This window comes from Bacteroidota bacterium (assembly GCA_016699695.1).
Classification (GTDB): Bacteria; Bacteroidota; Bacteroidia; order Bacteroidales; family UBA10428; genus UBA10428.
In genome coordinates this window covers 3,934,390-3,959,352 of sequence record CP065006.1, presented here as the reverse complement: position 1 = coordinate 3,959,352, position 24,963 = coordinate 3,934,390, and the positions used below count along the sequence as shown (strand labels likewise).

The following is a 24,963-nucleotide window of genomic DNA, read 5'->3' as shown; positions in this document are numbered from 1 at the left end:
AAAGAGTATGATAAAGTCAATAATTACTTTATTCATAGTTATGCTAACAAATTCACTGGTTAGCATGGGGCAAGCAAGCGACTCAATGCAGCAGATTGGAATCACTGATATATCTCAGGTGAATCAAGGGAATAGTTATATTACTTTTCCTATGGATATTGGTAATATTGAACCCCTTTGGTTCGAAGGGAATTTAATTCCAAACTTTTACCTCAGGCAAAGTAAAAACTCTAGATTGGTGGGAGTAATTACGCCACAAGTTATTATCAGAATGTACCAAGAAGAGTCGTCTCCAGTTCGTACTCCGAGTTATATACCCCAATTTACTTTGTATTTTCGTTTAAATAATAATAAATTTTTAAATAACACAAGTGTTTTCGGTCGAATTGCCCATCATTCCAATGGTCAGGATGGCGATTTTTTCCTTGGTAACGGAGATGCTAACACAAAATCAGGTGACTTTTCCACAAACTATTTTGAAGGCGGGCTAATAAAAACAAATTTCAATAAACGGCTTAATGCTTTTCAGTTTTTTAAATCATCTTTAGAGGTTCACCCACAAAGTTGGTCTGCTGATGAACTCGAAGGAATATACAGTATGGTTCGTTGGCACAATGCATTTTCGATATTTAAACTTTCTAATAAAAATATCGACCAAAAGCAGCGGTCTGCTAATATTTCGTTAAAAGGTGAGGCGATTTGAAAGTTTGGTAAAATAAACGATTGGAATAATGCATCCACTAAACGCCTAAACCTTGGTTTAACGTTTTACTATCACCCTAAATTTTTAGAAGATATTGGCCTTTTTGTTCAATATTACCACGGGTTGGATTATTACAATATGTATTTCAATCATCAGCTGGATGTGCTGCGTTTTGGAATTATGACTGAGAAACTAAGATTTTAATTGCAACTGTTATAACGATAAATTCAAAAGTGTTAAAATATAAAACAATGCCAAATCGGATGAAAGTAAAGTACACCGATAGGTATCCTTCGGGATTATGTGAACCGATTTTAATTTGACTCTGGTAGCCCGGAAAATGTTTTTACTCCGTAGTTAACGTTCTACATCAGGATTCCTATCGCTGCACTTTTTATTTTGATTTGACCTGCAAGAAATCAATGATGCTGATACAATTTGGACTCAACGCTCGATAGGATTTTTAGAAGTTTGATTGTGATTTACTTAGTGGAGTTTTTTAACGTGAAAACTCTATGATTTAATGATTTAAGAGTTATTGGGAGAGCCAATTCTGATCAAAGCCTCGCTCCTACTTGTATTGTGACTTCCAGTGCAAGTAAATAAGTCAAACACAAATTGACTTCTGGCTGCAAGTAGATTTTTATGTGCTGATTTTTTAACGTCATCGAAAACGTGGGATTTCTAAAAATTAAGCTACGCAATCGGGATTTCCCCGCATTTTGCCCCCCCCACCCCCCCCCGCCAAACACGGTTGTAGGCAAGCCTGAGAGACAGCTCGTAACAAATAAGCAATGATTAAGATAAAACTAGAAAAATATAAAATTCACAATTATTATATTGATGTTATTAAGGATAAAATGGCAGCGGAGACATGTAAAACGAATTTGAGCCCACAACTGATGTTTAAACAAAGTTTTACAGGGATTACTTTAAAAACTTTCGTTGGTAATTGGACTAAAAATGGATTTTGGATTTCAAAGTTCAGAATGCAACTTATGCAATTACGACCAGATATTATCGCAAAATTTAGATTTATTGATATTTCTGAATATAGTGAGCTTTCAATACGATATTCGATTGGTTTTTCAAGTCTTTTTATTGGATTAATGTGGATTACTATGTTTGCTTTGCCTTTTCTAGCTTTTGGATTAGTTGGATACTTGATTGGTTTAGCTGTAACTATTGGAGGTTATGTTTTATTGTCGATAATTGAACTTGGGAACTTGCAGGAGAAAATTTTAGAAAAGGTATTGAGTAATGTTGCTCGTGAATCTATTGAAACATGATTATATATTTAATATTAGGTCTATTCATACTGACGGCTTACTTTATCTATAAAGATAAAAAGGAGCGAAAAGACTTGATGAATGAGACAAAAAAATTTATTGATAAGAATTATGACAAGTTGGTCAATCTGGATTTATCAGCAACCAAATTTGATTATTTACCTTTAAAAACTAATATTTACTATTTGAAAAAAGGTGATTCTTATTTGATATGTATAAATCAGAAAAAACCTGACATTCAATTGTCTGACTTGATTTATAGTAAACATCAAAGATTTACTCAATACTTGACCAAACATAATGAACCTATGGTTTTTCAAGATAAACGGACGAATCATTTATTTTACCCTGTTAATTCAAACGATATTAATACTGATTTTCTGATTTTTGAAAAAGGAAGAACTGATTTTGATGATATTTTTACGAAACATAGATAAAGGCCAGCCTACAACAATGTATAAAAATAATAGCCGAGATAGTAGTAAATTCAAGGGTTGTAGCCCGCTTCAACTTTCGTGCAACTTGACAGGAAAGTGCCACGCAGTCGGCTACTATTCTTATACTCAACGTTGCGTGCAATGGCATCAAAACCATGACACCTGGAAATCGGATGAAAGTAAAGTACACCGATAGGTATCCTTCGGGATTATGTGATTCGATTTTAACAAGACTTTATAGTCCGACAAGACTTAGTGCACTTTAATAACTTTCTGCATCAGGATTCCTATCGCTGCACTTTTATTTTGATTTGACCTGCAAGAAATCAATGATGCTGATACCATTTGGACTCAACGCTCGGAAGGATTTTTAGAATTTGATTGTGATTTGCATTTAGTGCAGTTTTTAATGTGTGAGAACTCTATAATTTAATGATTTAAGAGTTATTGGGAGAGCCAATTCTGACGAGCCTCGCTCCTACTCGTATTGTGACTTCCAGTGCAAGTAAATAAGTCAAACACTAATTGACTTCTGGCTGCAAGCAGATTTTAATGCGCTGATTTTTAAACGTCATCGAAAACGTGGGATTTCTAAATAATAAGCTCTCATCGGGATTTAAAATTGTAAAAGACATTAACTAACCGTGGATATTTAGCCTTCACCATCTATTTGGACAAAAGGACAAAATTTTAAAACAAAAACCCACTGCACGCAACAAGCAGTATACGCAATACGGGTTGTTTTGCTATATTTGAGCCATGTACAAGCAATCAACATTCAGTAGTGCTGACAGTCGGCTTTCTAAAATCCCCGCACTGCGCATACTGCTGGGCGTTAGCACCAATTTTGACAAAAAAAACGACAAACCTTAATAATATTGGAGTATCCGAAAATCCATAAAAGAGTAGGAAAAAACTAAATTTAAATAAAATGAAAAAACAATCGATTTCTTTTGCAATTTTAATTGCTATGTTTTTTATGACTGAGAATTTATATTCTCAAGGTAATTTCTCTTTACATGCTGGACCATCTTTTGCAATTTCCGATTTTGGAGATGACGATATTGATGATGACGATGCTGGTGGAGCTGGTGTTGGCTTAAATATTGGAGGTAAATATACATTTAAGCTAAATGATAAAGGATTAGGATTGTATTTAGGTGCTGATTTTAATTATAATGGTTTAAAAAGTAGCTACAAAGACGATATTGAAGATGAGTTAGATGATATGGGTGCTGATATTGATATTACATATTTCAAGTATATTAATGTTCCAATTACCGCAGGATTAAATTTTACATTTAAGGCTAATGACCAAGTTTCTCTTTTTGGTGATTTAGGTCTTGGTGCTGATTTTTTTAAGGTTACTAATATGACAATGGAAGCAGATAATGAGGAACTTGAATTTAATTACAAATTATCAACTCAACTTGCTTACAAAATTGGAGGCGGTCTTTTAATTCAAGATAAATATATAATTGGCTTACATTATAATGGATTAGGTGAACATAATGTTAAAGGTGAAATGAAATATGATGGAGATACTGAAGATTTAGATGATACAAAACTAAAAGTCGATATTTTAACTCTGACTTTTGGAGTAAGATTTTAAAAAAAACTGGTGCTAACAACGGGTCATAAAACATGCCGGTTTCAGTGGGTTTGCGAGCGGTTCGTCCCGCATCAAGTTTTGTATCGTGGGATACAGACGCATCTCCGCAATCCGGCACGTTTCATACCCGCAACCGTTGGCTGTAATACAATCGCAGCAGGAACATTCAGATTATGCCATAAATATTAGGGGAGACGAAATTTGAGATTGTCATTTAAGAAAACTAGATTATGAGAAATTATATTTTACTACTTGGATTGATAATTTCAATCAATTTATTTGGACAAGAACTGACCAAAAAGAAAAGAAATATATTCCAGAGGATTTTAGTGAATCATTAGAGCAGTTAGATAAAATTATTCCTGATTCTTCAAAAAATCTGATAAAAACTATGACTGAAAATGATTTTATTGCTCAAACGCATCTTACCATTGGAATGTGGATTAGGAATTATTGGTTATACAACAGATATTTACTTGGATTAATTGTTACAAAGTCAGATTTAAGAAAGGATTTAGCAGCAAAAGGATTATTTCATAACGATGATATGTCTGGAGTTATTTTACGCTCCTATTATAGAAAATTAAACGGATTGGATATTAATCTTGAACAACAGATTAAAGATATTCATCAATGGTATGTAAATATGAATAATCCTGAATGGAGAGCGGAACAAGATTCAATTGCTTGGGTAAATCATATGAGTAAGTTTAATATTGGAGACACTATTGCTCAACACATTTATTACGAAAGAAACTGGCTTGGAGAACCAAGAAAAGACAACGTAATACTTGCTGAGATTACTGATAAGAATGAAAAGCAGATAAAAATAGAGATTGTTTCATTCGGAGAAGAAACCGAAAAACAACTTGTTTACGAAGAAATTGAATGCGATTCGACTGACTGTTGGATTTCACCTTATTTCTGGAAAAATATAAATGACTTTGAAGATTAAAGAAGTACTACAGCCAACACAGTATATACAAAATAGGCGCAATAGTAGTAAATTCAAAGGTTGTAGCCCGCTTCAAAATTGTTACGGTTTGATAGGTTTGAAGCCCGCAACCGCCTACTTTGCATATACTAAACGTTGGCAACAAGTGTAAAAAGACAGACGACCAGACAGAAACGATAGTGATAAATTGAAAATAGAAAGGATTTAGCTTTTTGACAGGACAGTGCAAATTTGATGGAAATTTATTTTGTTTTTTTCTTCCCCCCGCAAAAAAAAGAAGAAAGAAACTCCACCCACATTGCACACATTGCCAAAGCCCCACAAGCCAACGCTGAAACCAAAGATTTGTCAAAGAGTGCAATCTTGCCGACACACACGGTGCTAAAACGTAGCTTTATCTGTATTTTTGAAAATTGTAAAAAAAGAAATTAAATATATGAGTTTAAATACACAATCACTGCAACCAGTTATAAACTTCCTTTGGACAGTTGCGGATGATGTTTTGGTAAATACCTACCAAAAAGGAAAATACAAAGATGTTATACTACCAATGGTAGTTATTCGCCGTCTCGATTTACTTTTAGAACCTACAAAAGACCAAGTTTTAAAAACATTCAACGAATACAAAGACAAACTTCAAAACCTTGATAGCTTATTGACTAATGGTAAACATGGTTCTGGTTTGGCTTTTTATAATACTTCAAGGTTTACATTAAAAAAACTGCTCGATGACCCGAAAAACCTTAGAAGTAATTTTGAAAACTATTTGAATGGTTTTTCAGAAAATGTGCAGGACATTATCAAACAATTCAAATTCAGAAATGAAATTGAAACATTGGACGAAGCAGATATACTGTTTTCTCTGATTGAAAAATTCTGTTCACCGAAAGTTGAATTGCACCCCGACAAGCTGCCACCGTTGGCAATGGGTTATGTTTACGAGGATTTGGTTCGCCGATTTAACGAAGAAAACAACGAAGAGGCCGGAGAACACTTTACGCCAAGGGAAATCATTGATTTGATGACGCACCTTGTTTTCTTACCTGTGAAAGACAAAATTCAACAAGGAACTTATTTGATTTATGACCCCTGTGTGGGAAGTGGCGGTATGTTGACCATTGCCAAACACTTTATGCTCAATCCCGAAGGATTGATTAAAAGTAATTCTACCGTTCATTTATACGGACAAGAAAGTACGCCTTTCATTTATGCGACTTGCAAAAGCGATATGCTTATAAAGGGCGAAGACCCTGACAAAATTGTATATGGAAGCACTTTGAGTGCTTACGGGTTTGATAAAGATTTGAAATTCGATTTCATGCTTACAAATCCGCCATACGGCAAAACATGGGCTCCCGATAAAAAAGCATTGGGCGTTGGCCCCAAAGGAGCCATTATTGACAAACGCTTTATGCTGAAAGGCAGCTACAAAGAAGAAGCCGTTACCAGCCGCGTGAATGACGGACAATTGATGTTTGTATTGCACATGCTCAGTAAAATGAAAGATACCGAACTCGGTAGCCGTATTGCTTCTGTTCATAATGGTTCGGCTTTGTTTACAGGTGATGCTGGACAAGGCGAAAGCGAAATTCGTAAATACATTATAGAAAGCGATTTGTTGGAAGCCATTGTAGCATTACCAAATGATATGTTTTACAACACTGGCATACCGACTTACATTTTCCTTTTCACCAACCGAAAAACGAAAAACCGAAAAGGTAAAGTGCAATTGATAAATGCCACTTCCGAAAAGTTCTATTATAAAATGCGCAAGCCTTTAGGCAAAAAAAGAGTTGAATTTTCAACGGAGCATATTCCTGTGATTGAGAAAATGTTCTTGAATTTTGAAGAGAACGAATACAGCAAAATATTTGACAATGCAGATTTTGGCTATGCTCAAATTACGGTGAACCGCCCATTAAAAGATGAAAAAGGCAAAATTGTAACAGATAGCAAAGGCAAACCAAAGCCCAACCCAAAATTGAAAGACACCGAAAACATTCCATTGAAAGATGCTATTCAGGAATTTTTTGAACGTGAAGTATTGCCGTTTGCTCCTGATGCTTGGTGGGATAAGAAAGACACCAAAATTGGGTATGAAATTAACTTTGCTAAATACTTTTACAAACACCAACCGCCAAGAGCCTTGGCTGATATTGCCAAGGATATTTTTGCAATTGAAGAAGAAACCGAAGGACTATTAAAAGAAATTATTAGCTAATGGCAGAACTTGACACAAGGATGAATTTAAAAACTATCATTGATTACAATGAAGTTTACGGTGTATCAAAGGATATTTCTTTTGCTGATACTTTAATTAAAGACATTCCCTCTGTAACTCTATTGAATTACATTTCTGGTTTCAATATCAAATTGTATCTGAATGAAGTTAGCACAGAAGCATACAATATTCAAATCCAGTTGTTGAATAATTTGATTGTAAAAGCAGGAGAGCCAACAATAGAAATTTTCAAAAAAGTGTTTCAAAAACATCTTGACCAACAACAGTGGCCAATTGTTTTTTGGCAATATTCAAACTTGCTTTTCTATGAATTAATTTTAAGAAATTATAATACAAAGCCAAGCCGAGACTTTACAAGTGATGAAGCAAAAAGAGTTCTTGATGCATATCTAATCTTGAATAGTATCACAAGCAACAGATTTAAAATTACAACAGAAGAAGTTCAAGCAGCGGCAGCAAAAGAAGAAACTGAAAGTATTTTGCTGCCAAATTTTATTTATCAAAGAGACTATACTTCAACAACTGATTTCTCGAATCAAATCACAAGAAGTATAAAGTTCTTTGAGTATCTTGAAAACTCCGAAAAATTCAAAGTTTTTGTTCAGGACTATTACAACCATCTGCATGTAAAAGATTGCAAAGATTTAATCTTTAACATACTTACTGTTTTTACCCAAGTGGGGATACATGAACCAGTAACTGCACGAAAACAAATAATTCCATTAGGCAACTTGTTGCCATTGATAAATATTGATTACATAAATAGCTTATCAATCAATGAAGCTATTTCAAATTATAACCCTGATAATAGCTTTAGAACATTGCGAAAGAAAATGCTTTATCATTTTGATAAATACATCTACTTTCTGCTTGATATAAATTTTCTTATTGACCAACTATACAAAGCACAGATTTTTTCTTTCAAAGAATTTATTGAAAATAACGGCTACAAAGGCAATTTTCTTTCTGTAAAAGGAAAAGAATTTATGGAGGATATTTATTTCCGTCTCATTATGGAAAAATGCTTTCCTCACTATATTCGTAAATCAGGAGATGATGCAAAGAAAAATGATGGCAATGAAATTTGCGATTACTACCTACGTAATGGCAATAACATTATTCTCATTGAATTTAAAGATATACTCCTTAGTGCAGACTTGAAAGAAAAATCAGATAAAGAATTACTTTATTCTGAATTTGAAAAGAAATTTTTCGAAAACCAAAAGAAAGACCCAAAAGGAATTCAACAACTTTTCAATGCAGTAAAATATATTGAAAGTAGCACACTTTCTTTTGACGAAATAGATGAAATAGGCAAACTCAACATTTACCCTATTGTAGTTTATACCGATTTGTCCTTTGGATATGAAGGCATAAATAAAATTCTTAAAAATAAGTTTAATGAATTGTTAAACACTGAAACCTTTACGAAAACAATAGTAAAGGATGTAACCTTTATCAATCTTAATTACTTTGAAATACATGAAGATTACTTGAAGCAGGACTTTATTGAACTTTTCAAATTCATTGAAGAATACCATCAACACACAAAAATCGAACAATACAGAAATACGCCATTTGAAGTTTTCAGCAGATTTTATTTAAAAGAGAATGTAAAAACAGAATTAAGCAATCCCTCATTTATGTCAGAGGTTTTAAAACAAATTATTCCACCAGAATTTCATGATGCAACTATTAACTGAAAATACAAAAACCGCTTGGTTAGGTGATTTCCCATCTCATTGGCAAGTGCTTCGCATTAAAAATCTGTTTCAGGAAATGGACAGCCGAAGCGAAACAGGTAGCGAAGAACTGCTTTCGGTTTCGCATTACACAGGCGTAACGCTGAAACGTGAAAGTTTAGAAAACGAAGACGACCATTTAACTAATGCCGAAAGTTTGGTTGGCTATAAATTAGTTTCAAAAAACGATTTGGTAATAAATATCATGTTGGCTTGGAACGGAAGTTTGGGTATTTCGCCATATAACGGAATTACAAGCCCCGCTTACTGTGTTTACCGCATAAAAGGCGATAACAACCCTGAATATTTTGGCTATTTATTTACAACCAATTTATTTAAAGCCGAGTTTCGCAGAAACAGCACAGGCATTATTGACAGCCGTTTGCGTTTATACTCCGATAAGTTTTTCAGTATTTATTCGGTTGTGCCACCTAAAAACGAGCAAGACGAAATTGTTCAGTACATCAAAGCACAGGAAGAAAAGATAAATCTGTTTATTCAGAAGAAGCAACAGTTTATTGATTTATTGAAGGAACAGAAAAATTTGGTTGCTTTTAGTGCCATTCATATGGAAGGGTTAAAAAACAACTGGACAGAACGTAGAATTAAAAGTTTTTCTCAAATTTTAAGAGGAAAGTTTACACACAGACCAAGAAATGACGAAAGGTTATATGATGGAGATTTTCCATTTATTCAAACTGGTGAAGTATCACAAGCAAACAAATATATTAATGGTTATCGTCAAACTTTGAATGAATGGGGTTATTCTGTTTCAAAAGAATTTCCGAAAGGAACATTGTGTTTGACAATTGCTGCAAATGTTGGAGATGTAGCTATTCTAAACTTTAATGCTTGTTTTCCTGATAGCATAGTAGGGATAGTTCCGAATGATGAAGTTGATTTAGATTATTTATACTATTCTTTGAAATCACTTAAAGCAAAATTTCTATCTGAGGCTACATTGACAACACAGTACAATCTTAATGTTGAGAGAATTGCCCCAATAACAATTCCGATACCAGATAAAGAAATTCAAAAAAAGATTGTTTTAGAAATTGAAACCGAGTCTGCCACCATTGACACCGCCATAGCCAAAGCCGAACGGGAAATTGAACTCATAAGGGAATATAAAGAGGCAATGATAAGTGAGGCGGTGATGGGGAATATAAAATTTTAAGAGTATGTATTTATCGTCAATCCATATTGAAAACTACAAAGGCATCAAAAACCTTGATGCAAACTTTCAGAAAGACATAAATGTAATTATTGGTGAAAATGGAAGTTGCAAAACTGCATTGATTGATGCAATAAGATTGCTTTACAATTTGGGCAATCAACAAAGAGAACTTTATGTAACCGTTGACGATTTTTATTTGGGAGAATCAGTAATTACAATATCATACGAATTCAGAGAACTGACAACCGACCAAAAGGGAGCATTTTATGAGTATGTAGTTTTAGGTGAGACAGAAGAAAAGGACTTTGCAAGAATTACTATTTTTTATAAGAAAGAAAAGCAAAAGGTCTTGTTTAGTTACTACACAGGCGAAGTTGAAGGGCAACGGGCAGATAGTGTAACATTCCAATACTTCATTCAATACTACTTAGGAGCATTGCGAGACAGTACAAGAGATTTGCTGACTAATCGCAATAGCATTTTAGGTAGTTTAATAAATCGTCAAGTTGAAAATAATAATAGCCAAGCGAGCTACGAGGCACTAATGAAAACTGCAAATGAAGAATTATTGAAACAAAAAGAAGTTACAGGTTCACAGCACTCAATCAACACCAATCTAATTAATATTTACAAGCAGTCCATAGAGAATCAAATCGGTTTGCGAATTGAAGAATCAAAAGCGGAATACATTGTAAACATAATAAAACCTTATCTGCCCCATGACACGGAAACTCTCACAGGTGAAGGTTTCAACTTAAAGCAAAATAGTTTAGGGTTCAATAATCTGATTTACATTGCAACAGTTTTGGGAGACATCAACCAACAACTTAAAGATGATAAAACTTCTCACTACACTTTGCTAATTGAAGAACCCGAAGCACATTTGCATCCACAGCTACAAATGAACTTGTTTAACTTCTTAAAGCAAACAAACAACCAAGACAATTCGCAACTTTTTATTACAACTCATTCACCAACACTTACTTCTAAAGTTCCGCTTGACAATTTGCTTCATTTATCAAAACATCACGAAGCAATTAACTTGAACCAGTGTTTTGAAGGTAGAGAAATAATTCAGGTGGAAGAAGAAGACGAAGATGCTTTTTCGGACGATGCTTTGAATAGAAAAAAACAATTAGAACGATATATAGATGTTACGAAATCGCAATTGTTTTTTTCAAAAGGTGTTTTATTTGTTGAAGGCATCTCTGAAGAACTTTTAGTTCCAGTGTTTGCTCAAATTCTCAATCAAAGGTTAGAGGATTACAAAATTGAATTACTTAACGCTAACGGCACATCTTTTTATCCTTTCGTCTACTTGTTTAATTCTACTGATAAATTTAAAACGCTTCCTCTGCCTTTATCAATCTTGACAGATGATGATAGATACACAGAATCAAAAAACACAGAATATAGTTTTAAAAATATTAAGGACAATCTGCCGAAAGCAGAATACCTTTTTGAAAAAATTAAATCGGCTACTCAATCAGCAAGGATTAAAAACATTTCGGAATTAATAAAAAGTGTTCCTGAAAAAATCAGTTTAAATTTCTCATACAAAACATTTGAATTTGAAATTGTTCAAGCAAACATTTCAAAAACAAAAACACAAATCGCTGATAACTTGCTTTGGAAATATTTAGCACAGGACAAATCAATAGTAAAGAAGTTCACTAAAATAAAAGCACATTTAGATTCATTTGTAGGAGCTGAAATAACCGAAGCAGAATTAAGCAAGTTGCAAATTTTAATATGGAAAGCAATACCAAGTAAAGCAGAGTTTGCACAAGATTTTTCTGTTTACCTATTAGCGAATCTTGAAACAGCCAAAACAAACTTTGTTGTTCCTGACTACATTAAAAAAGCAATTACTCATTTAATCAACTACAAATCAAAATGAGTATTACGCTATCTGATGAACAAAAGATTTATGTGCAGACATCGGGAAAAGTTATTCTCAATGCCTGTCCTGGGAGTGGCAAGACAACAACTGTTGCTCATAAACTTTATGCGTTAATTCAAAATTGGGAAAAAAGTTTTTCAGCAAGTGCAGGAATCGTTTGTCTTTCTTTTACCAATGTTGCTAAAAATGAAATTGCTGAAAAATTCAGGGAGTTAAACGGCTTTTCATTACCCTATCCACATCTTATTTCTACCATTGATAGTTTTGTAAACTCATATATCACACTACCATTTGCCCACAAGATAAATGACATTGGAAAACGCTATCGAATAATTGATGACTTCGGCTACTTAGATAGAATCTTTCAATCGAATTGGCAACTGATGAAAACTTTCAAAAGCCATTTGTTTGCATTTCCACCAAGTAAGATTGATTATACAATCAACAGCAGTTATTCATGGGACGGACATGATAAAAGTGGAGATGCGGAATTTGTGAAGTATGCCAAAACAATAAAGATAATGCAAATTAAAATGGGTTTGCTTAAAACAAGTGACTCTGCTTTTTTTGCATATCTTATCTTGAAGAAGTATCCCCGATTAGCAAAATATCTTGCAGCAAAATTTCCTTACTTAATCATTGACGAGGCACAAGACACTTCTGAAATTCAACATTTAATTTTAGAAATGCTCTATAGCGAAGGTTTAAAAAATATTGACTTGGTTGGTGACCCTTATCAATGTTTGTATCAATGGAGAGATGCAAGCCCTGAATTGTTTCTTCAAAAATTTGACGATACTGAAAATTGGAAAGGAATTTACCTGTCTGAAAATAGGCGTTCAACAAAAAAGATAATTGATGTTTTCAGTATATTAAGACGAAAAACTGACAAAGCAATTGTTCCAGTCATTGATACGGCTGACGACTTGCCATTGCATATTATTAAGTATGATGGTGCAAACTATGCTGATGCTATAAGTAAGTATGAGAAACTTTGTAATGACAAAAAAATTGATTCTAATATAATACTTGTAAGAGGTAATGCTCTAAAAAATTCTTTGCTTGGCAAAGAAAGTAATTACAAACCTTGGAATACAGCAGTACCTTATCTACTAATTGAATCAAGAATACACTTACAATCAAATGAAATTAAAGAGGCAGTGAAAAAAATTAGGCGAGTGATTATTGGACTTTTTTCACCTGACATTTCTTTCACTGACCTAAAAGAAAAAGAACAAGAACTAAAGAATGACAAGGAGACAAACTCTACAATCTTCAATTTAATTAGAGGACTACCTTCTTTTGATTTATCACTGAAAGACTGGACAATTCAAACACAACAATATCTCAAAGATGAATTAGAACTTCTCAATGAACCTGACTTTGGTATAAGGAAAAAGAATGTCACAAAAAATGGAAAAACTCTTTTTGACAAAGCAACTTTGGATAATCCAGTCAATAAATATTTTAAAAAATCTACTACTGATAGTAACATTCCAATAACTAATATTCACCAAGTGAAAGGAATGACATTTGATTCAGTTTTTCTGATTTTGAACTCTAAAAACCATAAAGAAAATGTCACATTAAATGATTTTAATTTAACAGAGCCATTGCCATCTGAAAAGCAGCGTTTGATTTATGTGGCTATTTCAAGACCAAGAAGTTTGTTGTGCATAGGAGTTCCAAATACCATTGCAGACCATGTTTTGAAAAACCAATTCAATGATGAAATAATTATTTTATAGGTGTAACAGTATGAATAAAAAAACCGACACAACAGAAAAAGGACTCGAAGCCCATATTACACAACACTTGTGTTTGGTAAATGCTTTTGAAGAAAGACATCATAGCCAATACAACCGTGTGGATTGTGTGGATGATGATTTGCTTTTTAATTTTCTGCAAAACACGCAGGAAAAAGAAGTAATGAAATTGCAAACCATTCATGGCAACAATTATAGAAGTAAAGTATTGTATCGCTTAAATAACCAAATAAAAACAATTGGAATTATTGAAGTTTTACGCAAAGGCATTACCGATAATAATATTAAACTCAAACTGTTTTTTGATAAACCCGTTTCAAACCTAAACGAAAAAGATTTAGCCCTTTACAATCAAAATATTTTTTCAGTCACTCGGCAAGTACATTACAGCAATCAAAATGAAAATTCGCTGGATTTGGTGGTTTTTATCAATGGTTTGCCAATCGTTACTTTTGAACTAAAAAACGAACTTACCAAGCAAACGGTAAAGGATGCCATTAAGCAATACAAAAACAACCGCGACCCAAAAGAAGAATTATTCCGCTTAGGTAGGTGTTTGGTGCATTTTGCAGTTGATACAGAACAAGTTTGGATGGCAACACATTTAAAGGGCGAGAATACTTACTTTTTGCCCTTCAACAAAGGAAATAATAACGGAGCAGGAAATCCACCCAATCCAAATGGCATAAAAACCGATTATCTCTGGAATGAAATTTTAACCAAAGACCGTTTAACAAATATCATTCAGAACTATGTTCAGTTATTTGAAGAAGAAACAGAAAAGATTTTGCCCGATGGAAAAGTAAAGAAAGAAAAAGTTAAAAAACTAATTTTCCCTCGTTTCCATCAAATAGATTCTGTTGATAAACTTCTCAATAATGCAAAGGAAAACGGAGCAGGAAAACGCTATTTAATACAACATTCAGCAGGTTCAGGAAAATCAAATTCTATTTCATGGTTAGCTCATCAGTTGGTTGGCTTATTCGACAAGGAAAATACAAATACTGTTTTTGATACTGTTATTGTGGTTACCGACCGTAAAGTGTTGGACGCACAAATACGAAACAACATCAAACAATTTGAGCAGGTGAAGGGTGTTGTTGAAGCCATTACCGAAGGAAGTAAACAACTGAAAACCGCATTGGAAGAAGGCAAGAAAATTATAATCACCACTATTCAAAAATTCCCATACATTGTAAACGAAATTGGTGAACTGCCCGGAAACAAATTCGCAATCATCATTGACGAGGCACACAGCAGCCAAAGCGGAAATACAGCAGGAAAACTAAATGAAACACTTTCAAAAGAAATTGATGAAGAAAACGCAGAAGAATGGACAGACGAAGATGAAATTGTAGAAATTGTAAAAGGCAGAAAAATGCTATCAAATGCGAGTTATTTTGCTTTTACTGCAACGCCTAAAAATAAGACACTCGAATTGTTTGGCGAAAAATATAATGACAATGGCAAAGAAAAATTTAAAGCATTTCATCTTTATTCAATGAAACAAGCCATTGAGGAAAATTTTATTCTTGACGTATTGCAGAATTACACGACATATCAAAGCTATTATGCTTTATTAAAGAAGATTGAAGACGACCCAGCTTATGACAAGAACAAAGCACAAAAGAAGCTGAAAATATTTGTTGAGAGCCACGAACACGCCATCGCTAAGAAAACTGCATTAATCATTGACCATTTTATGGATAGCGTTATTCGCCAGAAAAAGATTAATGGACTGGCAAAGGCTATGGTTGTTACAAGTAGTCGTAAGAATGCGGTAAAATACAAAACAGCATTTGATAATTACTTGGCTAAAACCAATAATCCATACAAATCAATTGTAGCATTTTCAGGTGATATAGACGGAGAAACAGAATCTTCTTTAAATCATTTTTCAAGTGCTTCTATTCCTGACGAGTTTAAAAAATCAGAGTTTCGTTTTTTGATTGTTGCCAATAAGTTCCAAACTGGCTTTGACCAACCGCTTTTGCACACAATGTATGTTGATAAGAAATTGGGCGGTGTAAATGCAGTTCAAACACTTTCACGTTTGAATAGAACAACATCAGGCAAAAAAGACACATTTGTTCTAGATTTTGGCAACGATGCAGAAGAAATTAAAAAGTCATTCGACCCGTTTTTTGAAACAACAATTCTTGGAGAAGCAACCGACCCAAATAAATTATTTGACTTACAAGCTGCTTTAGATGCGTTTCAAGTTTACACACCTGAACAAGTACAAGAATTTTCACAAAAGATTATTGCTAATGTTCCAGTTGACCAATTACATACTATTTTAGATGCAGCAGCAGAAGTTTTTAGAACAAGTTTAAACGAAGAACAACAAGACGATTTTAGAGCAAAATGTAAAACCTATGTTCGCTTATATGTCTTCCTTGCTCAAATAGTACCTTTTGTAAATCCTTATTTGGAAAGATTATACTTGTTTTTAAACCATTTGCAAAATAAACTCGGCAAGCAACGTGATGAAGATTTGGCACAAGGGATTTTGGATAATATTGACATGGAAAGTTACCGACTTCAAAAAGAAGGTGAATTTAATATTCAATTACAGCAAGGCGATGAATTGAAACCAATTCCAACTGATATGAGAGGCAGTGCAGCAGAGCCCGAAATGGAATATCTTTCAAACATTGTGAAAGCATTTAACGATAAATTCGGAACCACTTTCACAAATGAAGATAAGGTTCGAAAAATGACACAGGATTTAATGCAAGATGTAAAAGACGACAAATCTGCAATGGACAATATTAGTGCATCATTGAGTAGAAACGACCTACAGAATGCACAGATAACTTTTGCCGATATTTTGAAAGAGAAAATGATAAATCATATTGACAGCAACTTTGAAGTTTTTAAGGAATACAATGATAATCCAGAATTCAAAGCATTTTTAGCGGGACAAATGTTTAAAATATTGATAAATGATTTGGCAAAAGCAGTATAATAGCCAACGCACAGTCGTAAGCACATTTGCAAGCCCACACGAGCCAACGCTCTAACCAAAGGCTTACAAAAGAGCTTCCGCCTTTTCTGCCCACGTAACCGCCTTTCAGGACGGTTTTAGGATTGCCAACGCTCAAAAAAACAAAATAAATTTGTGCTTCGTGGTTAGGTTTGTGCAGATTGATAATGACAAGAAAATAAAAGCTAAATAGATGATAAACAGACTGATATGAATGAACACCAGTTGCCAACATCGTGTATAGTGCATTTGGCGGATAGTGCTAATTTTATGGGCGTTACATTTAATAAACTTTGTAACGGTTTGACAGGTTCGTGCTTCGAATCGCCAAACGACACCATACACGTAACCGTTAGCGGTCAGCTTGAAAAACTACTGCCGACAGGGGACTCTGAAAATTAACAAGATTAAGTAACAAAATAAAATTGAAAACAATGAAAAAAGTTATTTTATTCCTCTTTATATCGTTGACGACAATTGCTCTTAAAGCACAGTCCTGTGACGAAATTATGGAGTATGTAAAAAAAGAAGGTGGATATGGGACAACATACACTAGTTATAATAGTGATGCCATTTCAAAGGTGACATTTTATCAAATGACAGTTGACTATAAAACACTTTATTTTGCAATTGTCTGCTTCAAGAAAGAATATTCTTATAGCTGTTCAGAGTATATTTATCAAGTTGGCTCAAACACCAAGTTTAATTATTCCCTTAACTATTTGAACAGTGCAGGAAAAGCTTTTTGGGAATACATACAACCATACAATGAAAATTTAGGCTGTGCGCCAAATTTCAAATAATCAAAATGACACACTATCATATAAAAATTAATAAAAACAAAAAAAACAGCAAAATGAAAAAGCTAATTTTCGCACTCATCATGATGCTTCCATTACTTGGTAAAGCACAAGCTCATTTAGGTTCAACCTTGGTTGACATTAAAGCATTGCACCCTGATAAAGAATTTACAGTAAAATATACTGATGATGGCCAAAAATATGCCTTCGCAGATATGGTTTATGGAACGTTCTTCTATTATTTTGACAAGGAAACAGGATTGTCAAATGTTTGCTACCAAGTTCCATTCAATATGAACACGCTAAATGGTCAAGTAGAGGCTTATAATAAAAAATATGTTATAGTTTCAGAAACTTCTTGGAAAGCATATCTTGAAGGAGGTGGATTAATGAAAATCAACTTAACTTATGTTGAAGATTTGAAAAATTATATTTTCAGTTATACCAATTAGTCAATATGCCAAATACAATACAAGATAGAATAAAAACTGTAATGGGTGGTGGTGGTCATGTTGTAATACTTGGTGCTGGTGCAAGTATTGCATCTACATTTAGAAATTCTGAAGCGACAGGTAAAAAACTGCCTTCAATGGATAACTTTATTGACATTGTTGGACTGACTGACATTGTTCAAAAACTCCCCAAAAACCTAGTAGCACAAAATTTTGAAGAGTTATACAGCAAATTGCACAAAGACAATTCTAAATCCAATGAAATCCTTGAAATAGAGAAAAGAGTTTACGACTATTTCAAAGATATGGAACTGCCAAATGAACCAACAATCTATGACCATCTAGTTTTAGCTTTACGACCAAAAGATTTAATAGCGACTTTTAATTGGGATCCATTTTTATATCAAGCGTTTGTTAGAAACAATCATGTAGCTGATATGCCTTATTTTGCTTATTTGCATGGGACTGTTGCTCTAGGTTATTCAAAAGAAGATAAAAGAAGTGGACCAGCAGGTTGGTATTCAAAAGAAACTAAGAATTATTTTGAGCCTACTAGGCTTTTATATCCAGTCGACCAAAAAAATTATAACCAAGATGAATTTATTAGTAAAGAATGGGATAGGCTAAAATATTGGCTCAATTCTGACTCTACGAAACGTGTAACTATATTTGGATACGGTGCTCCAAAATCCGACCTTGAAGCGGTTGGAATGTTAAATGAATCTTGGGGAACAAGGGATAAGAGAAATATGGAGCAGTTTGAAATAGTTGACATTAGAGAAGAAGAAACTGTTAGACAAAATTGGGACAACTTTATTCATTCACATCATTATGATTATTCGTCAGATTATTTTTCAAGTTCCCTTGCATCCAATCCTCGTAGGACTAGTGAAAGCTATTTTCAACATTATATGCCAATGACACCTTCAGAAGCATTTAGTGAAAACAATCCTGTCCCAACAAATTTTAAGACATTAGAAGAACTTTGGGAATGGTACAAACCACTTGTAGAAGCTGAAAAAGAATGGAATGAAAAAAACAAAGAATAATAAAAAGCCGAACCGCTAACAACGGGTCATAAAACATGCCGGTTTTAGTGGGTTTTCGAGCGTTTCGTCCCGCATCAAGTTTTGTATCGTGGGATAGGGACGCATCTCCGCAATCCGGCACGTTTCATACCCGCGACCGTTAGTGCTAATTAAAAATGAAATACCTACTTAAAAAGAAATATAGTCTTGACTTGAATTTTTCAGAAGAAGATTTTCGCAGAAAGTTCAAATCAAAGTTCTCTGAGAGGAATAAAGATTCCATACGAGGATTAAAAGGTGTAGTAGAGGCAAAGACATTTACTATTAATCATCCTTATAATATACTGATCCCTGATTATTCTGGAGATAGGTTTATATACAGTCTCTTTGAATTAATAGGTAGCTATAATTGTCATGAGGGAAAAACAAAAGTTGATTTAACTGTTAGACTTACCGTTTTTACAAAGTTTATGATGTTGCTCTGTCTAGGCATCACAAGCACTTTGATATTTGTTGCAAGTGGTATTTATGGCTTTCTGATATGCCCTTTATTAGTTGCTTTATTATATCTCTTTTTAAGGGTTGGCCTTTATATTTCAGAGCCTTTATATCTGGATAATTTCAAACTTGCTTTTGGACTTATTAACGAAGTATTAAAAGACTATAGTTTTGAGGTTAAAGAAAACATAGCAACCATTCGAATTAGCAGAAAAAAAAGAATTCTCTATAACATATTAGCCATATCGATTTTATCTGCCGTATACCTATCTATGGTACTAACATCAAGTGACCAAGAATATATTTTATCAACAATCATCTTTATTTTTATTATACTTACTTCTCATCAAAACCATCTTGATTATAGCATAAAACTAATATTGAAAAATTCTCAAGTTGTTGATTTTTGGTTATTTTATAAAATGGCATTGATACCTGTTCCAAGTCTACTTTTTAAGATTAAAAAATCCCAAAAAAATGAAATTAAAAAACTGAGATTTAAATACAATATAATAACAGGACTTCTATATGGGTGTATAGTTGGCATGATATTCTATTTCTTATTTTGATTTAGGTGTCCTATAACTAGCACTAACAGCCAATATAAGCAAGCTGGGGGTTGCAGAAATAGAAAAGTTTGTATATTTAATCCGCGGTATCGCTGGTTTGTTTGGTTGGTGGTTTTAATCCCAGCCAGCTCATATTGGCGGCCCGTTGCGTGCAATGGCATCAAAACCGTGACACCTGTAAATCGGATGAAAGTAAAGTACACCGATAGGTATCCTTCGGGATTATGTGATTCGATTTTAATAAGACTCTTTAGTCCGGAAAATGTTTTTACTCTGTAGTTAACGTTCTAAATCAGGATTCCTATCGCTGCACTTTTGTTTTGATTTGACCTGCAAGAAATCAATGATTCTGATACCATTTGGACTCAACGCTCGGAAGGATTTTTAGAATTTGATTGTGATTTGCATTTAGTGCAGTTTTTAATGTGTGAGAACTCTATAATTTAATGATTTAAGAGTTATTGGGAGAGCCAATTCTGACGAGCCTCGCTCCTACTCGTATTGTGACTTCCAGTGCAAGTAAATAAGTCAAACACTAATTGACTTCTGGCTGCAAGTAGATTTTTATGTGCTGATTTTTAAACGTCATCGAAAACGTGGGATTTCTAAATAATAAGCTCTCATCGGGATTTAAAATTGTAAAAGACATTAACTAACCGTGGATATTTAGCCTTCACCATCTATTTGGACAAAAGGACAAAATTTTAAAACAAAAACCCACTGCACGCAACAAGCAGTATACGCAATACGGGTTGTTTTGCTATATTTGAGCCATGTACAAGCAATCAACATTCAGTAGTGCTGACAGTCGGCTTTCTAAAATCCCCGCACTGCGCATACTGCTGGGCGTTGGCAACAAGTGTAAGAGCGACAGACAACCAGGTAGATACGATAGCTTTTAATTGAAAATAGACAGGATTTAGCTTTTTGACAGGACAGTGCAAATTTGATGGAAATTTATTTTGTTTTTTTCTTCCACCCGCAAAAAGAAAGAAACCCAACCCACATTTGGCACATTGTCAAGCCCCACATGCCAACGCTGAAACCAAAGCTTGCCAAAGAGCCAAATTTTCCTTCGCGCATAAGACCGGAAACAAAATTATATGTATCTTTGACAAAATTGTCCAAACAGATTAGTCAAATGACAAAAGAAACTTTTGGTGAATATATCAGACGATTAAGAGAAGAAAGAAATCTTCCACTTAGAAAAGTTGCAGCCCAACTTGACGTTGATACATCTACTCTTAGCAAGGTTGAACGTGGTGAAAGACCTATGTCAATTGATTATTTGAAGCCACTAAGCCAAATTCTAAAAATCGATTACAAAGAACTTCAAGTTCGGTTCTTAGCAGACAGTATAAATGCAAATTATGGAAAATTAGAATATTTAGAGGATGGTTTGGACGAAGTCATTAATCAAATAAAAAAGAACAAGAAGTAATGCCAACTAAATTTTTTACAAATCAAAACGATAATAGTTTACTCAAAAAGTTTGAGGGTGTATTTACAAATATTGAAAGTATCAGACATTTTGATGCTTTGGTTGGTTATTTCAGGACTTCCGGTTATTTTAAAGTACGTGCTTTCCTCGACAGAATTCCTAAAATCAGAATCCTTGTTGGTATCAATGTTGACCAATTAATAAAAAAATATCACGACAAAGGACAACTCTATCTTGAAAATCCCGATGAAACAAAAGCGGATTTCCTTGATGAAATCATAAAAAATATTCAGGAAGCCAACTATGATGAAGTTACAGAAAGAGGAATCCTTCAATTCATTGATGATTTAGTTAGTGGAAAAATTGAACTAAGGGCACATCCAAAAAAGAAAATTCATGCAAAGGTTTATATTTTCAGACCAGCTACTTTTAATGAATATGCACCTTGCGAAGTAATTACTGGCTCATCTAATCTGACTGATGCCGGACTAGGTGCAAATCCTGATTCAAACTATGAGTTTAATGTTAGTCTGCGTGAGTATGAAGATGTAAAATTCGCAACCGAAGAATTTGAAAGGCTTTGGGATGAATCTGTTCCCATTCTACAGGCAGAAGCAGAAAGAATCAAGAACCAGACTTATTTGCGTGATGACTTTACTCCGTTTGAGTTATATATCAAAATGTTAATTGAGTATTTTGGTAAACGGGTAGATTACGACCCATACAATATTGACCTGCTTTTACCCCCAAAATACATTCGATTAAAATACCAATCAGATGCTGCCAATCAGGGCTATGCAATTATGATGAAGCATAATGGCTTTGTTTTGGCAGATGTGGTAGGTTTAGGAAAAACGATTATTGCCTGTATGATAATTAAAAAGTTCATTTACGAAAATGGCACTCATACAAAGGTTTTAGTTGTTGTACCACCCGCAATTGAAGATAGCTGGAGACGGACAGTAAAAGATTTTGAACTTGATAATCATTTTACTTTTATTACTCTTGGCAGCTTACATAAAATACTCGACCGAAACAACTATTCTTATCCGAATCCTGAGGAGATTGATTTAATTGCAGTTGACGAATCTCACAAATTCAGAAATGATTATACCGAAATGTATTTGGCTTTGCAGGAAATATGTAAAATGCCACGTTCAAGAGCTGCTGAAAATGGAGATTTACGAAAGAAAGTAATTTTAATTTCTGCAACGCCTTTGAATAATCGCCCACAGGATATTGAAAACCAACTTTATCTTTTTCAGGATAGAAGAAACAGCACGCTTGAAAACATCCGAAACTTACAGGAATATTTCAAACCAATAAATGAGCAATATAAAAAACTGGCTTACGAGAAAAAACTGAATATCAAAAAACTGAAAGCCTTATTCCAGAAATTAAGGGATGATGTAGTGGAACCGCTTGTAATCCGCAGGACAAGAACTGATATTGAAAGCAATAAGGAATATTTGGAAGATTTAGAAGTTCAGGGAATTAAATTTCCTAAAGTGGGCGACCCGATTGCACTTTACTATGAACTGGATGGTAAACTAAGTGAATTGTTTTTCGATACAGTTTCATTGATTACTAACCTCGATGAAGAAGGCAATAAAATTGATGGTTTAGGATATTACCGTTACCGTGCTATTGAATTTCTTTCTAAAGATGAAGACAAAAAAATGTATGGTAATGTGGAATCCATTTCGGGCAGGTTATCTGCAATTATGAAAACCCTTTTGGTGAAACGCCTTGAAAGTAGCTTTTATGCTTTCACTCAGTCATTGTCAAGATTTCAGAAAGCCATTGATAATATGCTGGCTATGTTTGATGATAACAGGGTATTTATTGCACCTGATTTAGACATCAACAAATTGCTCGAAGAAGGTTTAAGTTATGATGAGATTGAAGCTAAAATCAACGAAAAGGGTGGAAATAATAAAGAGTATAGAAAAGATGCTTTCGACAAAAAATTTATTGCTTTGCTCAAGCAGGATAAAGAAAAAGTGGATGATTTAATTGAACGCTGGAGCAAAGTAAAGAAAGACCCAAAACTGATTGAATTTGCAAAACAAATTCTGGAGGAATTTTTTAAACCAAACCAGAATATTAGTGGCAAACTGATAATCTTTTCCGAGTCAAAAGAAACAGCAGAAGAATTAACGGTAAAACTTTCAAAGATTACAAAGAAAAAGGTACTTACTGTAAGTGCCGAAAATAGAAAATATGTTGAGAATACTATTCGTGACAATTTCGATGCGAACCTTGAGGAGGATAAATGGCAAACAGAGTATGATATTATCATTACAACGGAAGTACTGGCAGAAGGCATAAACCTACACAGAAGCAACGTTATAGTAAACTATGATGTTCCCTGGAACTCTACCCGTTTAATGCAACGCATCGGTCGTGTTAACCGTATCGGTTCAAGAGCTGACAGAATTTATGTTTACAACTATTATCCTTCCGCACATGGAGATGCTCAAATTCATTTGGTAAACAACGCCCTGCGTAAACTTCAGGCATTTCATACTGCTTTTGGTGAAGATAACAAGGTATTCTCTATTCTTGAAGAAAAAGGGGAAGGTGCTTTGTTCGGAAATAAAATTCAAAAAGAAGAAAGCGAAATACTTAAGTATCTGAATGAATTAAGAGATTTTCGAAAGAAGCATCCAAAGATATTTAATGATATTTCCAAAATTCCAAACAAAGCAAGGTGCGGCAGAAAACTGCCTGACAGTAAACAACTGACTTTGCTCGACACTGAAACAGGAGAGATAAATTACCCCTTGCAGAATACATCACTGTCATATCTGAAAAGTGAAAATCATCCCGGTATTTTCTGTCTGATTACACCGGAAATGAATATTATAGAAATGAATTTCTTACAGGCAGTAAAGTTATTTAAAGCTCCTGATACAGAGAAAGCAATTTCTTTGCATGAATTGCACCATAAAGAAACTTTAGCAGGTCTTGAATATTTTAAATCGGAAAAAAATCAGGAAAATGTTCAAACTGTTTCCCGAAGAAACTTAAGTCCGGCAGAAAACAAAGCCATTTCAAACATTAATGCGTTAGTAAAAATTGCGCCAACCGAACAAAAACGAATGGCATTAATTCGTGCTTTAGATATTATCAAAAAAGGAACATTTGCATCTAAGGGTTTACCAAAATCAATCAATGATTTTTTTATTTCAAATGCAGGATTGCTCAAAGAGCCGGAAAAGTTTATTGAACAATTATTTATTACCGTTCTCGATAGGTACGACCTTTCTCCCGGTTCCGAGGAAATGCCTCAATCAGAAAAGGCACACAGGGGAATTGTAAATCCTCAAATTGTATTAACTCAAAGTTTCAGTTAAA

17 protein-coding genes are annotated in these 24,963 nt (G+C 34.0%); all 17 read left to right on the top strand.

The features are described 5' to 3' along the window. Positions 1-64: 64 nt before the first annotated feature. The 17 genes from IPM71_16530 to IPM71_16450 all read left to right on the top strand — a co-directional run bounded on the left by IPM71_16530 (position 65) and on the right by IPM71_16450 (position 24,962). Positions 65-703: a phospholipase A gene (locus IPM71_16530; protein ID QQS51138.1), complete on the top strand. Its 639-nt coding sequence runs from the start codon at positions 65-67 to the stop codon at positions 701-703. Between the two features lie 794 nt (positions 704-1,497). After that, positions 1,498-1,992: a hypothetical protein gene (locus IPM71_16525; protein QQS51137.1), complete on the top strand. Its 495-nt coding sequence runs from the start codon at positions 1,498-1,500 to the stop codon at positions 1,990-1,992. Further along, positions 1,989-2,429 (top strand): hypothetical protein, encoded by a 441-nt coding sequence (locus IPM71_16520; GenBank protein QQS51136.1) that lies wholly within the window; start codon positions 1,989-1,991, stop codon positions 2,427-2,429. The genes IPM71_16525 and IPM71_16520 overlap by 4 nt, the downstream gene beginning before the upstream one ends. 931 nt (positions 2,430-3,360) lie before the next feature. After that, positions 3,361-4,041 carry an outer membrane beta-barrel protein gene (locus IPM71_16515; protein ID QQS51135.1) on the top strand — a complete coding sequence of 227 codons (681 nt, stop codon included), beginning with the start codon at positions 3,361-3,363 and terminating at the stop codon, positions 4,039-4,041. Positions 4,042-4,432: 391 nt separating this feature from the next. Further along, on the top strand, positions 4,433-4,996 hold the full coding sequence (locus IPM71_16510) for a hypothetical protein (GenBank protein ID QQS51134.1): 564 nt from the start codon (positions 4,433-4,435) through the stop codon (positions 4,994-4,996). A 436-nt stretch (positions 4,997-5,432) separates the two neighbouring features. Then, the gene (locus tag IPM71_16505) at positions 5,433-7,217 is read left to right on the top strand and encodes an SAM-dependent DNA methyltransferase (GenBank protein QQS51133.1); all 1,785 of its coding nucleotides are present in this window, start codon (positions 5,433-5,435) and stop codon (positions 7,215-7,217) included. Beyond that, positions 7,217-8,941: a hypothetical protein gene (locus IPM71_16500; protein QQS51132.1), complete on the top strand. Its 1,725-nt coding sequence runs from the start codon at positions 7,217-7,219 to the stop codon at positions 8,939-8,941. The genes IPM71_16505 and IPM71_16500 overlap by 1 nt, the downstream gene beginning before the upstream one ends. Next, positions 8,922-10,157 (top strand): restriction endonuclease subunit S, encoded by a 1,236-nt coding sequence (locus tag IPM71_16495; protein ID QQS51131.1) that lies wholly within the window; start codon positions 8,922-8,924, stop codon positions 10,155-10,157. The genes IPM71_16500 and IPM71_16495 overlap by 20 nt, the downstream gene beginning before the upstream one ends. A 4-nt stretch (positions 10,158-10,161) precedes the next feature. Then, positions 10,162-12,057, top strand: a complete 1,896-nt coding sequence (locus tag IPM71_16490) for an AAA family ATPase (protein ID QQS51130.1) — start codon at positions 10,162-10,164, stop codon at positions 12,055-12,057. Beyond that, positions 12,054-13,808 carry an ATP-dependent helicase gene (locus IPM71_16485; protein QQS51129.1) on the top strand — a complete coding sequence of 585 codons (1,755 nt, stop codon included), beginning with the start codon at positions 12,054-12,056 and terminating at the stop codon, positions 13,806-13,808. Before IPM71_16490 ends, IPM71_16485 begins: the two co-directional genes overlap by 4 nt. A gap of 10 nt (positions 13,809-13,818) precedes the next feature. Then, positions 13,819-16,797: a type I restriction endonuclease subunit R gene (locus tag IPM71_16480; protein QQS51128.1), complete on the top strand. Its 2,979-nt coding sequence runs from the start codon at positions 13,819-13,821 to the stop codon at positions 16,795-16,797. Between the two features lie 452 nt (positions 16,798-17,249). Then, positions 17,250-17,618, top strand: coding sequence for a hypothetical protein (locus IPM71_16475; GenBank protein QQS51127.1), 369 nt, complete (start codon positions 17,250-17,252; stop codon positions 17,616-17,618). Between the two features lie 53 nt (positions 17,619-17,671). Then, positions 17,672-18,067: a hypothetical protein gene (locus IPM71_16470; GenBank protein QQS51126.1), complete on the top strand. Its 396-nt coding sequence runs from the start codon at positions 17,672-17,674 to the stop codon at positions 18,065-18,067. Positions 18,068-18,072: 5 nt separating this feature from the next. Continuing rightward, entirely contained in the window at positions 18,073-19,116 is a 1,044-nt protein-coding gene (locus tag IPM71_16465; GenBank protein ID QQS51125.1) for a hypothetical protein, read from the top strand. Positions 19,117-19,271: 155 nt separating this feature from the next. After that, complete coding sequence (locus IPM71_16460; protein QQS51124.1) at positions 19,272-20,162, top strand: hypothetical protein; 891 nt, start codon at positions 19,272-19,274, stop codon at positions 20,160-20,162. Positions 20,163-21,303: 1,141 nt separating this feature from the next. After that, on the top strand, positions 21,304-21,603 hold the full coding sequence (locus IPM71_16455) for a helix-turn-helix transcriptional regulator (GenBank protein QQS52882.1): 300 nt from the start codon (positions 21,304-21,306) through the stop codon (positions 21,601-21,603). Continuing rightward, positions 21,603-24,962, top strand: coding sequence for a restriction endonuclease subunit R (locus IPM71_16450; GenBank protein ID QQS51123.1), 3,360 nt, complete (start codon positions 21,603-21,605; stop codon positions 24,960-24,962). The genes IPM71_16455 and IPM71_16450 overlap by 1 nt, the downstream gene beginning before the upstream one ends. Position 24,963: the final 1 nt, after the last annotated feature.